The sequence below is a fragment of the Kribbella alba genome (assembly GCF_039529635.1).
In the GTDB taxonomy this organism is placed as follows: domain Bacteria; phylum Actinomycetota; class Actinomycetes; order Propionibacteriales; family Kribbellaceae; genus Kribbella; species Kribbella alba.
On the sequence record NZ_BAAANE010000004.1, the window covers coordinates 1703660 to 1717626 of the forward strand.

Sequence of the window (13967 nt, forward strand, 5' to 3'; positions counted from 1 at the left end):
TGGAACGAACCTCAGACTGCGACGATCTCGAGCCGGACGGTCGCGGCGACGTCCGGGTGCAGCTGCACCGAGACCTGGTGCGAACCGGTGGTCTTGATCGGCGAGCCGATGGTGATCGCACGCTTCTCGACCAACGGGCCACCCGCCGACTTGATCGCGCCGGCGACGTCCGCCGGGGTGACCGAGCCGAACAGGCGACCGGTGTCGCCGGCCTTCACGTCCAGCTGGACGCCGAGCTGCTCGAGCTGGTTCTTGACCTCGCTCGCGTGCTCCTTGCCCTGGATCGCCCGGGCGTCACGCGCCCGCTTGATCGACTGGATCTGCTTCTCTGCTCCACGGGTCCAGCCGATGGCCAGACCGCGGGGCACGAGGTAGTTGCGGCCGTAGCCGTCCTTGACCTCGACGATGTCGCCGGGGGCTCCGAGGCCCTCGACTTCCTGCGCCAGGATGAGCTTCATGTCTCAGACCTCCCTCAGCGAGCGGTGCTCGTGTACGGCAGCAGAGCCACCTCGCGAGCGTTCTTGATAGCGGTGGCCACATCGCGCTGGTGCTGCACGCAGTTCCCGGTCACCCGGCGAGCGCGGATCTTGCCGCGGTCCGAGATGAACTTGCGCAGCAGCGCGGTGTCCTTGTAATCGACGTACGTTGCCTTGTCCTTGCAGAAGCCGCAGACCTTCTTCTTCGGCTTCCGAATGATCTTGGCCATTGTGGTGCTCTCTTCCTACTACGAAAGCCCGGCACAAGTGCCGGAATGGTCACTCTGACTGATTGATGCCCTGCTCAGGTCAGAACGGAGGCTCTTCCATCGAGCCGCCGCCGGACTGACCTGCCCAGGGGTCGTTCTGTGGGGCGGCCTGGCCGCCACCACCCTGCGGGGTTGCCCAGGGGTCGTTCTGCGACGCGCCACCCTGGCCGCCACCAAAACCACCAGCGGGGGCGCCACCGGGAGCGCCGCCACCTCCGAAGTTGCCGCCGCCCTCGCCGCCGGGGCCCGAGCGCATCGCCCGGGTCACCTTGGCAGTGGCGCTGCGCAGGCTGGGACCGACCTCGTCCACGTCGATCTCGAAGACCGTGCGCTTGTTGCCCTCACGGTCGTCGTACGAGCGGGACTTGAGCCGGCCCTGCACGATCACGCGCATGCCGCGCTGCAGCGACTCGGCCACGTTCTCAGCGGCCTGCCGCCAGACGGAACAGCTCAGGAACAGCGACTCGCCGTCCTTCCATTCGCCTGACTGCCGGTCGTACGTCCGCGGGGTCGACGCGATACGGAAGTTCGCGACGGCCGCACCGGACGGGGTGAACCGGAGTTCAGGGTCGTCGACAAGATTGCCGACCAGTGTGACGACGGTTTCGCCTGCCATTGCCGTTCCTCCTGCTTTCGGGTGTGGCTGTGTCTACAGCTATCAGTAGCGGTCGGCACCGACACTGAAGCTGCTGACGACCCCAGAGATCAGTGCTGGTCCGGACGGATGACCTTGGTGCGCAGGATCGACTCGTTCAGCGTGAGCTGACGGTCGAGCTCCTTCACGACTGCCGGCTCGGCAGTCAGGTCGATGATGGCGTAAATGCCCTCGGACTTCTTCTTGACGTCATAGGCCAGCTTGCGACGGCCCCAGATGTCGACCTTCTCGACCGTGCCACCTTCCTTGCGGACGATGTTCAGATACGTGTCGAGGGACGGCTCCACGGTGCGCTCTTCGAGCTCAGGGTCGAGGATCACCATGACTTCATAACGACGCATGCGCGAACTCCACCTCCTTCGGACTTGGCGGCCACGGTCTCTCCGTGGCAGGAGGGCGATGCGGTGTGCTCCACGCCGACAATCGCCGTCGGCGTCAAGCAAGGAGCCCGGTCGATGGACCGGGCAACACAAACAGAATACCAGCGCTCGGACGTCCTCTTGACCACTATCCACAGGTCTGCTGCGGCGTTTTCGCGGTCACTTACGTCACTTGCGTCCCAGCAACCGCCCCAGCCACCCACGCCGCTCAGACGCGGCAGACACAGGTGGCACAGGCATCTCGTCATCGTATGCCTCGCCCTGGCCGGAGCGGCTCTGCCGACCCAGCTGGTCGAACCGACTCTGATCGCCGTCGCAGGTCCTTGTCCACATGGTCCGCCGCCACCGCCGCGGACCCCTCAGCCAGGTTCGGGCGTGGGCATCACGCGAGGCTAGACAGCTCCTGGGGGCACTGGAGCGGTTCCACCGGGGGAACACTGCGACTACGAGCGACTACTACGAGCAGCGGTAGGGCAAGCACGACCGAGATTCCTGACAACAGGGCAAAGCCACCTTCAGCGAAGAGCCAGGTCGACGCCGCGGTCGCCAGTGCGGCGACTGCCCAGACCCACGCCTCTACCTTGCTTTCCAGTCGCGCCTGCCCCGCCCGGCTGAGCAACGCGCTGCCGCCCAGGTAGCAAAGGTTCCAGCCGTAGCCCAGGAGGAACAGCGCCGGCGCGAAGGTCATCCCGGCCGGTCCAGCAATCACCAGGGCGGACGCAGTGATGGTCACCAACCCGGCAAGCATCGCCGGCCGCGGTCCTGAGCGGTCGATCCACCAGCCGGTCACGGGCGCGAAGGCGAACATGCCGAGGCTGTGGGCGGACAGCATCAGGCCGAGCGCGCCCAATCCGTGCCCGTAGTGATGCGCATGCACCGGCACGGAGGTCGTCAGGGCCACCATGACCAGGTGCCCGACCAGCATCACCGCCGCCGCAAGCAATGTCGTACTACGAACTGCTTGACGTGGTTCGACTTCCTGCCGGTCAACCCGGCCGGCCTTGGTCGGCCGGATCCAACTGGAGGTGAGGACCGCGGCGAACGCGGCGGCAATTGTCAGCAGGAACGCGCCGGAGAGCGGAGGTAGGCCCGCTGACTGGGCGGTGTCCTGGGCCAGTCCCAGAAGAAGCGGCCCGCCTACAGCGCCCGCAGTACTGGCCCAGACGACTGTGCTCATCGCCGCTGCTCTACGTGCTGGCGTAGCCGCGTCGGCGGCGGCGTACCGCGATAGCAGAGCGGCCGCGTTTCCGGCGCCGAGCAGGAGCATGCCGGCGAACAACAGAACCACGGGTGCACCGACAGCAGCCAGCACGGTCAAAGCTGCGCCGGCCACAGCCACGGCGTACCCCAGTCGTAGCGCCTGTGCCCGGCCTACCCAGGTAGTGAGCCGCCCGATCACGACGGCGCCGATCGCAGTACCCAGCACCCCGGCGGTGTTGGGTAGCCCCGCCACAGCCGGGCTCAGCTGGCCGGCGATGAGGACGGTGCTCACCGCACTTGCGACACCCATCGCGGCAGTCATCACGGCGGCGGAGAGAAGGACTGGAATCAACATGCCATCAACGCTAGAAAGGCCAGCCGCAGTCATGAATGCATGAAGTAAGGCGTCAGTTCTTGTGGAGGGCCGATATCGAAGGTGTTCTGGGGAGATGACCTTTCAGGAGCGGAACCTGGACTCCACCGACTGGCAGATCCTGGCCGAACTGCAGGCTGACGGGCGACTGTCGTACAACCAGCTGGGCAGACGGGTGAACCTGTCGCCGCCTGCTGTTGCCGACCGAGTACGTCGGCTGGAGGAGTCCGGGGTCATCGTCGGCTACAAGGCACAGGTGGATCCGGCGCGGGCAGGTCAGCCGCTGTCCGCCTTCGTGCAGATGCGGTGCACGACGGGCCGATGCCTGCTGAAGACGACCAAGTCCGACGATTTCCCCGAAGTACTGGAGATCCACAAGCTGAGCGGCAACTCCTGCACGATGCTGCGGGTCCGGGTCGCGTCCATGCGTCATCTGGAGGGGTTGTTCGAACGGCTCGGCGAGCACGGCGAGATCAACACGCACGTGGTGCTGTCCACGGAGTTCGAGGGGCGGCCGGTGCAGCAACCGACCGTCGACGCCCGGCCGGTGACACGCTCGAAAGGCTGGTCCTGACACGGGTTTCGGAACTGTCGGCAGGCGGTCATAGGGTGACTTCATGAGCTTGAAACTTGGTGCGCACGTCGATCAGGACGACCCGCTGGCCGAGGCGGCCGACCGAGGTGCGGACCTGGTCCAGTTCTTCCTCGGCGACCCGCAGGGCTGGAAGGGTCCGAAAGTCTCCTACTCCGAGGGGGCCGAGGCGCTGAAGGCCCGCGCGGAAGCGGAGGACGTCGACCTGTATGTGCACGCGCCGTACGTGCTGAACGTGGCGACGCTGAACAACCGGATCCGGATCCCCAGCCGCAAGCTGCTGCAGCAGACGCTGGACCTGGCGGCCGAGGTTGGCGTCAAGGGTGTGATCGTGCATGGCGGCCACGTGGGCAAGGGCGACGACCCGGAGGCCGGGTTCGACAACTGGCGCAAGTGCATCGAGCGCGCCGAACTGCCAGTGCCGCTGCTGATCGAGAACACGGCCGGCGGCGACAACGCGATGGCGCGACACCTGGACCGGATCGCGCGGCTGTGGGAGGCGGTGCAGGCATCGGGGAATCCGAACCTGGAGAATGTCGGCTTTTGCCTGGACACGTGCCATTTCCATGCGGGCGGGGAAGAGCTGGGGTCCGTGGTCGACAAGGTGCTGGCGATCACCGGGCGGATCGATCTGGTGCACGCGAACGGGTCGCGGGATCCGTTCGGGTCCGGCGCCGACCGGCACAGCAACTTCGAGGAGGGCGAGATCGACCCGGCCGACATCGTCGCGGTGGTGAAGGCGGCGGGTGCGCCGGTCGTGGTGGAGACACCGAACGGCGACCACGGGCAGAAGGCGGACATCGACTACCTGCGCGCGCATCTGAACTGACGGCTGCCCTTGAGTGGTCTGCCGCGAGCGGGTGGACGCGTGGGCGGGCAGAATCGGGGGATGCAGATTTGGGCTGAGCGGGTACCTGAGCTGTTCGCGCCGGGGTTTTGGGGGTGGGGAGATCTTGATGTGCGGTTCAGTACGGACGAGCCGCCGGATGAGCTGATCAGCAATGTGCACGTGGTGGCGCGGACCGAGGGTGGCATCGTCGTCTGCGCCAACGATCTGGGGTGGCGGTTCCTGCCCGGCGGTACGCGGGAGCCGGATGAGTCGATCGAGGAGACCGCCGGGCGCGAGCTGCTCGAGGAGGCCGGGGCGCGGCTGGTCGGGCCGATGACCTGGCTCGGCGCGCACCGAGCCGACCACCGCAGGCCCGAGCCCTACCGCCCACACCTGCCGCATCCCGTTTCGTACTGGATCAATGTGGTCGCCGATGTGGTGATCGATCAGGCGCCGACCAACCCGGACCACGGAGAGCAGGTCCTCGAGGTGCTGGTCCTGCCGCCCGACGAAGCCATCGCCTATCTGGACGGGATGGACGACAACGACGGCGTGATGGGCAACCTGGTCAGACTGGCTCAGGCAATGGAGCTGGTCTAGCCGAACGCCAGGGCAGTACGAAGGCGCTGAGCAGGCAGCACCCGCCGGCGATGAACATCGCGGCCCGCAGGCTGGTGAGACCGGCCAGCACTCCGCCGGCGGCCATGAATGCCGGCTGCACGGATCGCGAGGTGATCGACCACGACGCGAACACGCGGGCCATGAAACCGTCCTCGGTCACCTCCATCCGGTAGGTCGCGAACGACGGGTTGAAGGCACCGGCGGCGACCAGCAACGCCAGCTCGGCGAGGGTCAGCAGCAGGACCCCGTCCACCCCTGGCGTTGCCAAAGGCAACAACAGCAACCAGGGCGTGCGCAGTACGCCGAAGACGATGAGCATCCGGTGCAGGCCGAAGCGACGGGTCAGGCGCGGCGCCAGCCAGGCACCCAGCACGCCTCCCAGACACGGCAGCCCGAGGACCAGGCCGTATTGCCAGGGCTTCATGTGCAGATCGCGAAGCATGAACACTGCGAGGAGCGGCGAAACCATCATCACCGGACCGCCGAAAAGCTGCGAGTTCCAAAACAACGACCGCAATCCGCGATGGCGCAGGATGTACCGCCAGCCCGCGGTGATGTCGGGCTTGTCGTTGCGCCGCACGAGAACCGGCTCAGGCTCTTGGATCCGGCGGATACCGAAGGCGGACAGCAGGAAGGAGATCGCGTCGATGGCCAGCGTCACCGTCGCGCCGACCAGTCCGACCAGCGCGCCACCGATCGGCGGCCCGACGCTCAGGGTGATCCAGGTGGTCGACTCGAACCGGCTGGTCGCCTCTGCTCGACCATCGGCTGGAACCAACGCCTTGAGGTGTGCGCCGCTTGCCGCAGTGAACGCGATCAGCGCGGCGGACTGCAGGACGCCGACCACGCAGAGCTGGGCATAGGTCAGGAGGTCCACCGCCGCAGCGACTGGAACGCTCAGCAGCGCCCCGAACCGGACCAGGTCCGCGGTGATCATCACCGGTCGCTTGTGGCGCCGCTCGATGAAGTCGCCCGACGGCAATGCGATCGCAGCGCCGGCCACCGCCGACAACGCGGCCAGCAACGACACCTGGAACGTGCTCACGTCGAGCACTAGCACCGCGACCAGCGGCAACGCCCCTGAACCGATCGCGCTTCCCGCGGCACTGACGGCGAAGGCGGTCCACAGCCGACTGAAGTCCGGACCCAACGATGACGGCATCGCCCGATCGTAGAAGGAGCCTCCGACAAAACCCGTCACCCTGAATCAGCCTGCTGCCACCGGCCAGCGGCACGGCCAGATTCGCCTGCCGCCGGGAGACCAGCGGCAAATACAGACGGCTCAGCGCAGGTTCAAACCGCCGTCGAGCAGGATCACCTCGCCCGTGAGATACGAGCTCTGGAGGACCGCCGCGATCAGGTCGGCCACGTCCGACGGTTGCGCCGCACGCCGCATCGGACTGGACGTTTTCCACAGCTCCTGCGCAGCGGTCCAGTCCGCTGTCATCGCCGTGTCGACCAACCCGGGCGCGACCGCATTCACCCGTACTTCTGGCCCGAGCGCGGCCGCGAGCAATTTGGTCACGTGATTCAGCGCGGCCTTGCTCGCGGCGTAGGCGATCGAGCTGCCCTTCGGCCGCACTCCGGCATGGCTCGTCACGTTGACGATGGAGCCGCGCGACTCCCTGAGGGCCGGCAGGGCCGCCGTACAAAGGAGCCATGGGGCGATCAGGTTCACGTCGAGGAGTCGCCGCCAGTCCGCGGCGCTCAGGCCGTCCAGCTCAGCATGCGCAACCGGCCAGCTGATGCCGGCGTTGTTCACCAGTACGTCCAGTCGCCCGTGCGCGGCGAGAGCCCGGGGAATCAGTCCGGCGGCCTCGTCCTCGTTCGCCAGGTCGGCCCGCAGATAGGTCCCGCCAAGCTCCTCGGCCAGCTTGAGCCCGGCGTCTTGGCTGTTGCGCGAGTGGATCACCACTGTCAGCCCGTCCGCCGCGAGCCGTCGGGCCGTGGCCTCCCCGATCCCCGACGTGGACCCCGTCACCAACGCCACCCTGTTCATCGGGCCAGCCTAGGGTCGCCCGATAAACCGGCTGGCCGGACCGGAACAGCTCGCTACGGCTGGCGCATGATCCCGTACGCCGAACTCGTCGACGAAGCTGCCTCCGCATCCTCTACGTGATCCGCGACAGGCTCCAATCCCGTCAGGTGACCGGGGGTCGATAGCGCAGGGCGTCCATCAGGAGGTCGAGGAGGCGGCCGGCCTGTTCGCGGTTCGAGCCTGCAGCCAGGGCGACGCCGCTGAGGCTGATCAGTACGTCGCCCGGCGCGACGTCGGAGCGGATCTCCTCAGCTGCAGCGCTCGCCTCCAGCAGCGGCTGGATCGCGCCTACCAGCAGCTCGAAGCTGTGCGCGTACGGATCGGCGCCAGACGCGATCACCGCCCGCAGCGCGTCCGCCATCCCGATCTTGCGGGTCATGTAGTCGATGAAGCGATCCATCCAGGCCCGGGTCGCCTCAGCCGGCGGCAGCGCGGCGAGCAGCTCCGGCGCCGCGTCGCAGACCACGGCGAGCTCGTTCCGATAGGCCGCCTCGACGAGCGCCTCCCGGGTCGGGAAGTGGCGGTAGAGCGTCCCGATGCCGACGCCCGCCTTCTTGGCGATCGCGTCGAGGGTCGCGTCGAGCCCGCACTCGGAGAAGGCCCGGACCGCAGCGGACAGCAGGAGGTCGCGATTGCGCTGGGCATCCGCCCGCAGCGGACGATCCCCTGTCGCGGTCATCCCCGCCCCTCCTTCCTGATCGCGCTGGCCCGAATGTTGGTCGCTCCGGACCCCAAAACCTAGCCGACCCCGGCGCCCGCTTGATAAACGGAGGATCCTCCAGTTAACTTCCTCTTACCGGAGGATCCTCCGGTTCAGCTTAGCTCGTACCCCGGAACAGGACTTCTGATGAGCCGAATCACCACCCCCTTCACCCGCGAGTCCACTGCGGACGAGGTGATCGCGGACGCAAACCTGAGCGGTCGCCGAGCCGTCGTCACCGGCGGCGCGTCGGGCATCGGCGTCGAGACCGCCCGCGCGCTGGCAGCCGCCGGCGCGGAGGTGACCCTCGCCGTCCGGAACCTGGAGGCCGGCCGACAGGCCGCCGCCGGGATCAGCGCCAAGACCGGCAATCCGGGCGTCTTCGTGGCGCCGCTCGAACTCGCGGATCGCGCGTCCGTCGCAGCGTTCGCCGCGAGCTGGGAAGGTCCGCTGCATCTCCTGATCAACAACGCGGGCGTGATGGCCGAACCGCTGAACCGCACCCCCGAAGGCTGGGAGCACCAGTTCGCCACGAACCACCTCGGCCACTTCGGTCTCGCCCTCGGGCTGCACCCCGCACTGGCCGCCGCGGGGAACGCCCGGATCGTGTCCGTGAGCTCCAGCGCGCACCTGCGCTCGGGGATCGTCTTCGACGACATCCACTTCGAGAACCGCCCGTACGACGAATGGTCGGCGTACGGGCAATCCAAGACGGCGAACGTGCTCTTCGCGGTCGAGGCGACCAAGCGCTGGGCGCCTGACGGGATCACCGCCAACGCGCTGATGCCCGGCGGCATCCGGACCGCGCTCCAGCGACACCAGGATCCGGAAGCGAACCCCTGGCTCAAGGAGATCTTCGACAACTACCCATGGAAGACCGTGGAGCAAGGCGCCGCCACCTCGGTCCTGCTCGCGGTCTCCCCGCTGCTGGCAGGCGTCGGCGGTCGCTACTTCGAGGACTGCAACGAGGCGCTGCCCCATGCGCCTGGCGACGAGGGCGGCAACGTGCCTGGCGCATCGGGCGACGGCGTCGCGGCGCACGCCCTGGACCCCGAGGCCGCCACCCGACTGTGGGACATCTCCCTGGAAATGCTCGACCGGTGAAGAATGCGCCACCGCCACGGTCAGGTCGGCGGTGGCGTCGTTCCGGACCGGACGATCTGATCGGCCCGCTGGGGTCTGGCGCCGTGGGCCGGTAACCTGACCGACCGTGAGTGACTTGAGCATCCGGACCATCTCCGCCGACGAGCACGCTGCCTATGTGGCGGTGCAACCGGCGGCGAGCTTCCTGCAGACGCCGGGCTGGGGGGCGGTGAAGAGCGAGTGGAAGGCCGAGTCGCTGGGCTGGTTCGATCCGGCCGCTCCGGGTGAGCTGGTCGGCGTCGCGCTCGTGCTTTACCGGCAGATGCCGAAGGTGAAGCGCTACCTCGCCTACCTCCCCGAGGGCCCGGTGATCGACTGGGATGCGATCGACCTCGGCCGTTTCCTCCGTCCGCTCGCCGCCCACGTGCAGGAGCAGGGCGCGTTCGGCCTGCGGATGGGGCCGCCGGTGGCGACGCGGCGCTGGACGGCCAAGACCATCAAGGACGCGATCGCCGGCGGCCAGCAACCCAAGCTCGGCGATGTCCGGCCCGACGTGATCGAGCCGTCGGGCGCGACCGTGACAGCTCAGCTGCGGGCGCTCGGCTGGAAGGCCCCCCGGATCGGCGAAGGCTTCGCCGCGGGACAGCCGCAGTACGTGTTCCAGGTGCCGCTGGCCGGCAAGACCCCGGACGACCTGCTCAAGGGCATGAACCAGCTGTGGCGGCGCAACATCAAGAAGGCCGAGAAGCTCGGCGTCGAGGTCACCCTCGGCACGCCGGAGGATCTGAAGGCCTTCCACGCGCTGTACGTCGAAACGGCCGAGCGGGATCACTTCACCCCCCGGCCGCTGCCGTACTTCACCAAGATGCAGGCGGCGATGGCGAACCAGCCGGCCGACTGCTGCGACTTCCGGCTCTACAACGCCTACCACGAGGGCGATCTGGTCGCTTCGACGATCTGGGTCCGGGTGGGCGAGCACTCCTGGTACTCCTACGGTGCCAGCTCGACCGCCAAGCGAGACGTCCGTGGATCCAACGCGATCCAGTGGCGGATGATGTCGGATGCGCTCGCAGCGGGCGCGTCCGTGTACGACCTTCGGGGCATCACCGACACCTTGGACCCGAACGATCCGCACGTCGGGTTGATCCAGTTCAAGGTCGGCACCGGCGGCGAGGCCGTCGAATACGTCGGTGAGTGGGATCTGCCGTTGAACAAGGCGCTCTACACCGCATTCGACCTCTACATGAGACGGCGATGACATCATGCCCCTGATCCTGCACATCGATTCCGATCGATGGCGCGACCACCTCCGTTCCACGTGGAACCCCGACATCGTCCCGGTCGCCAAGGGCAACGGGTACGGCTTCGGCAACCCGCGACTGCTGGCGGAGTCGCGCGCGCTCGGCGCGAAGACCGTCGCGGTCGGCACCTACCTAGAGGTCCCGCCGGACTTCAAGGACGATGTCGTCGTGCTGTCACCGTGGCGGCCCTTCCTGGAGGTCCCGCAGGGTAAGAACATCATCCACACGGTCAGCCGGCTGGCCGACCTTGTCTCGATCCCGGCCGGCAGCCGGGTGCTGATCGAGGTACAGACTTCGATGCACCGGCACGGCATCGGCGCGCGCGAACTGCGGCACACGATGCTGCTGAACGCACTGGACCGGATCAGGTTCGAGGGCTGGTCCCTGCATTTCCCGATGGGCGCGGGCGGCACGTCCGCCAACATCCGGGAGGCTCAGGAACTCGCCAAAGCCGCACGGGCGGTCCGGCCCGGCACCCTCTGGGTATCGCACGTCCCGCCCCAGAAGCTGGCCGACCTGGGCGAGGACGTCAAGCTCCGGATGGGCACCGCACTCTGGCTCGGCGACCGCGGCTCGTTCACCGTGCGGGCCACCGTCCTGGACGTCCACTCCGTACGCCGGGGCGAGCGGGTGGGGTATCGCCAGCGCCGGGTGGCGGGTGACGGCCACATCCTGGTGGTGTCGGGTGGCACCGCTCACGGTGTCGGCCTGGAGGCCCCGACCGCGGCGGCCACCGTGCGGCAGCGGGCGATCGCGATGGCCAAGGGCAGCCTGGACGCGGCCGGGATGGCGTTGTCGCCGTTCACGATCGAGGGCAAGCAGCGGTGGTTCGCCGAGCCGCCGCACATGCAGGCGAGCATGCTCTTCCTGCCGTCCTCGGTGGCACCGCCGGCGGTCGGTGACGAGGTGGGCGTCGACGTCCGCTTCACCACGACCACCTTCGACAAGGTCTCGATGGACTGACCTCTGTGGCGGTCACCGGCCGGTGACCGCCACCTGTGAATCAGAAGGCGACCGGCGAGGCGAGGTCGACGATGGTGCCGTCCGGAAGCCGCAGGAACGACGAGATCTGCCCCCACGGCGTCTTCTCCGGCTCCTTCAGCGACTCCGCGCCGGCCTCGACGGCCCGCCGGAAGACACCCTCGACGTCGTCGCTGACCAAGGACAGCTCGAAGGCGACCTTGTCCGGCCTCCCGACCGTGTACTTCTCCGGCAGGTGGCTCTGGCCGACGGCGTAGTCCGCGAACGCGATGTTCGTGTCACCCCCGGTCTCGACCTCTCCGAAGCCCTGGTCGTGGTACGTCCCCTTCAAGCCGAAGGCCTTCTCGAAGAACTCCAGCGACGACTTCGCGTCCTCCACGTACACAACGGTCTTACCGAACTTCACGACGATCTCCGTTCTCCACAACCTGCGGGACCACCCCGCCACCCAGCCTGACGCGGGCGGCCGCGAAAGTGTGACGAACCTGCGAGGTTGACTTCAGGTGCACCTGAAGTAGCACCGTGGTGTGCATGGCTGACCTGAGCTTCCTGGACCGGATCGAGCAACGGCCCGACGCCGCCGCACTCCGGGCGGAGTCCATCCGGCTACTGGCCCTCGCGCCGGGCGACACCGTCGTCGACGTCGGCTGCGGTGCGGGTCATGCCGTGGCCGAACTGGCCGAGGACAAGCTGAAGGTGATCGGTATCGACGCGGACTCTGACGCGATCACCGCAGCCCAGGCCCGTACGCCGGACGCGGTGTTTCACGTGGCACGGTCGGACCAGTTGCCGCTAGAGGACGAGTCGGTCGACGGGTACCGAGCGGCTCGCCTTCTCCACCTCTTGGCCGATCCCCTCCCGACGCTGGCTGAGGCGTGGCGCGTGCTCAGGCCGGGGGGACGGATCGTGCTCGCTGGTCAGGACTACGGCTTCCTCATGCTGGACAGCAGCGACCAGGACATGGCCGACGTCGTTCTGCTCGGGCTCGAGTGGCGTACGGTCGCGCCGCGCGTGGCCCGGAGCTACCGCGACCTCCTGCTGGACCAGGGATTCCTCGACGCCGAGGTCGTAGTACACAGCGAAGTGATCACGGACCACCGGCTGATGGTCAAGCAACTGGAAGCGGCCGCGGCTGCCGCGGTCGGTAAGGCGCTGATCACGCAGCACGATGCCGACGCGTGGCTCGCCGAGCAGGCCGATCGCGGCGAGCGCGACCGCTTCCTCGCAGTACTCCCCACTCTTCTCGTCGCCGCCACCCGGTAGGGGCCGGCGGCCGAAGTCAGGTGGTCTTCAGGCCGCCTTGCCAGCGCACGGTCGGAAGGAGGGCGTCGACGTCGACGCGGTCCTTGTTGGCGGCAACGATGTCGATGAGCGATTCGATCAGGGTCTCCGACAGCAGGTGCGGCTGGAGACCGAGGCCGACCAGGCCGGTGTGCTTCACGTTGTAGTAGTGCTCGGCCTGCTCCACTCGCGGGTTGTCCAGGTGGTCCACCTGCACCGGTCCCGGGAAGGCTTCCGCCACCTTCTCGGCGATCTGGCTGACCGAGTAGCTCTCGGTCATCTGGTTGAAGACCCTGAACTCGCCCGCGTCGGCCGGGCTCTCCACCGCGAGCCGGATGCACTCGACCGTGTCCCGGATGTCGAGCAGCCCGCGGGTCTGACCACCGGCGCCGTAGACCGTGAGCGGCTCGCCCAGCACCGCCTGGATGACGAAGCGGTTCAGGACGGTGCCGAACACCGCGTCGTAGTCGAGCCTGGTCGCCAGCCGGCTGTCCCTCGCGGTTTGCGGGGTCTGCTGGCCGTAAACGACGCCCTGGTTGAGGTCGGTGACGCGAAGCCCCCAGACCCGGCAGCCGAACTCCAGGTTGTGCGAGTCGTGCACCTTGCTCAGGTGGTAGAACGAGCCGGGCTTCTTCGGGTAGAGCATCCGGTCCTTGCGCCCGTTGTGCTCGACCTCCAGCCAGCCTTCCTCGATGTCGATGTTCGGCGTGCCGTACTCGCCCATCGTGCCGAGCTTGACCAGATGGATCGACGGGTCGATCTCGGCCATGGCATACATCAGGTTGAGGGTGCCGACCACGTTGTTCTGCTGGGTGTAGACGGCGTGCTGCCGGTCGATCATCGAGTACGGCGCGGCCCGCTGCTCGGCGAAGTGCACGATCGCCTCGGGCTGGAACTCCCGCAGTACCCGGTAGACGAAGTCGGCGTCGAGCAGGTCGCCGACGTAGGCCGCGATGTGCTGTCCGGAGATCTCCTCCCAGGCGGCGATCCGGGTGTCGAGGTCCTCGATCGGGACCAGGCTTTGGACGCCGAGCTCACGGTCGTAGCCGCGCCGGGCGAAGTTGTCGAGCACCGCCGTCTCATGACCGGAGTCGGACAGATGCAGCGCCGTCGGCCACCCAAGGTAACCGTCACCGCCCAGGACGAGTACGCGCACGAGCAGGGTCTCCCTTAGCTGGACTGTTGGAC

Annotated in this window: 17 protein-coding genes; 7 read left to right on the forward strand and 10 right to left on the reverse strand. The window is 67.7% G+C overall.

The features are described from left to right. Window positions 1-11 precede the first annotated feature (11 nt). The 5 genes from rplI to ABD210_RS14995 form a co-directional block, all read right to left on the reverse strand. Complete coding sequence (gene rplI, locus ABD210_RS14975; protein ID WP_344111930.1) at window positions 12-458, reverse strand: 50S ribosomal protein L9; 447 nt, start codon at window positions 456-458, stop codon at window positions 12-14. Between the two features lie 14 nt (window positions 459-472). Next, window positions 473-706, reverse strand: a complete 234-nt coding sequence (rpsR, locus tag ABD210_RS14980) for a 30S ribosomal protein S18 (RefSeq protein WP_012924539.1) — start codon at window positions 704-706, stop codon at window positions 473-475. Window positions 707-785: 79 nt separating this feature from the next. Continuing rightward, on the reverse strand, window positions 786-1361 hold the full coding sequence (locus ABD210_RS14985) for a single-stranded DNA-binding protein (protein ID WP_344111931.1): 576 nt from the start codon (window positions 1359-1361) through the stop codon (window positions 786-788). 89 nt (window positions 1362-1450) lie between these two features. Continuing rightward, window positions 1451-1741 (reverse strand): 30S ribosomal protein S6, encoded by a 291-nt coding sequence (gene rpsF / locus ABD210_RS14990; protein WP_344111933.1) that lies wholly within the window; start codon window positions 1739-1741, stop codon window positions 1451-1453. Window positions 1742-2162: 421 nt separating this feature from the next. Further along, the gene (locus tag ABD210_RS14995) at window positions 2163-3335 is read right to left on the reverse strand and encodes an MFS transporter (RefSeq protein ID WP_344111934.1); all 1173 of its coding nucleotides are present in this window, start codon (window positions 3333-3335) and stop codon (window positions 2163-2165) included. 94 nt (window positions 3336-3429) lie between these two features. Between ABD210_RS14995 and ABD210_RS15000 the strand changes: the two genes are divergently transcribed. From ABD210_RS15000 to ABD210_RS15010, 3 genes are all read left to right on the forward strand, one after another. Then, window positions 3430-3927 carry an Lrp/AsnC family transcriptional regulator gene (locus ABD210_RS15000; RefSeq protein WP_344111936.1) on the forward strand — a complete coding sequence of 166 codons (498 nt, stop codon included), beginning with the start codon at window positions 3430-3432 and terminating at the stop codon, window positions 3925-3927. Between the two features lie 43 nt (window positions 3928-3970). Beyond that, complete coding sequence (locus ABD210_RS15005) at window positions 3971-4774, forward strand: deoxyribonuclease IV (RefSeq protein WP_344111938.1); 804 nt, start codon at window positions 3971-3973, stop codon at window positions 4772-4774. 129 nt (window positions 4775-4903) lie between these two features. Continuing rightward, window positions 4904-5374, forward strand: a complete 471-nt coding sequence (locus tag ABD210_RS15010; RefSeq protein ID WP_344111939.1) for an NUDIX hydrolase — start codon at window positions 4904-4906, stop codon at window positions 5372-5374. Here the strand turns inward: ABD210_RS15010 and ABD210_RS15015 are convergent. The 3 genes from ABD210_RS15015 to ABD210_RS15025 form a co-directional block, all read right to left on the reverse strand. Then, window positions 5343-6557, reverse strand: a complete 1215-nt coding sequence (locus ABD210_RS15015) for an MFS transporter (RefSeq protein ID WP_344111941.1) — start codon at window positions 6555-6557, stop codon at window positions 5343-5345. The genes ABD210_RS15010 and ABD210_RS15015 overlap by 32 nt on opposite strands. A 120-nt stretch (window positions 6558-6677) precedes the next feature. Then, on the reverse strand, window positions 6678-7394 hold the full coding sequence (locus ABD210_RS15020) for an SDR family NAD(P)-dependent oxidoreductase (RefSeq protein ID WP_344111943.1): 717 nt from the start codon (window positions 7392-7394) through the stop codon (window positions 6678-6680). A gap of 142 nt (window positions 7395-7536) precedes the next feature. Continuing rightward, complete coding sequence (locus ABD210_RS15025) at window positions 7537-8112, reverse strand: TetR/AcrR family transcriptional regulator (protein ID WP_344111944.1); 576 nt, start codon at window positions 8110-8112, stop codon at window positions 7537-7539. A gap of 168 nt (window positions 8113-8280) precedes the next feature. Here ABD210_RS15025 and ABD210_RS15030 point away from each other — a divergent pair, with 168 nt between their 5' ends. The 3 genes from ABD210_RS15030 (at window position 8281) to ABD210_RS15040 (ending at window position 11480) form a co-directional block, all read left to right on the forward strand. Then, window positions 8281-9237: an SDR family NAD(P)-dependent oxidoreductase gene (locus ABD210_RS15030; RefSeq protein WP_344111945.1), complete on the forward strand. Its 957-nt coding sequence runs from the start codon at window positions 8281-8283 to the stop codon at window positions 9235-9237. 106 nt (window positions 9238-9343) lie between these two features. Then, window positions 9344-10474, forward strand: a complete 1131-nt coding sequence (locus ABD210_RS15035; RefSeq protein WP_344111946.1) for a lipid II:glycine glycyltransferase FemX — start codon at window positions 9344-9346, stop codon at window positions 10472-10474. Between the two features lie 4 nt (window positions 10475-10478). After that, window positions 10479-11480, forward strand: coding sequence for an alanine racemase (locus tag ABD210_RS15040; RefSeq protein ID WP_344111948.1), 1002 nt, complete (start codon window positions 10479-10481; stop codon window positions 11478-11480). Between the two features lie 40 nt (window positions 11481-11520). Here ABD210_RS15040 and ABD210_RS15045 read toward each other — a convergent pair whose 3' ends face one another. Then, window positions 11521-11904, reverse strand: a complete 384-nt coding sequence (locus tag ABD210_RS15045) for a VOC family protein (RefSeq protein WP_344111950.1) — start codon at window positions 11902-11904, stop codon at window positions 11521-11523. 125 nt (window positions 11905-12029) lie between these two features. Between ABD210_RS15045 and ABD210_RS15050 the strand changes: the two genes are divergently transcribed. Then, window positions 12030-12761, forward strand: a complete 732-nt coding sequence (locus ABD210_RS15050; RefSeq protein ID WP_344111951.1) for a methyltransferase domain-containing protein — start codon at window positions 12030-12032, stop codon at window positions 12759-12761. Window positions 12762-12777: 16 nt separating this feature from the next. Here ABD210_RS15050 and ABD210_RS15055 read toward each other — a convergent pair whose 3' ends face one another. After that, the gene (locus tag ABD210_RS15055; protein WP_344111954.1) at window positions 12778-13935 is read right to left on the reverse strand and encodes an NAD-dependent epimerase/dehydratase family protein; all 1158 of its coding nucleotides are present in this window, start codon (window positions 13933-13935) and stop codon (window positions 12778-12780) included. Between the last annotated feature and the right edge of the window lie 32 nt (window positions 13936-13967).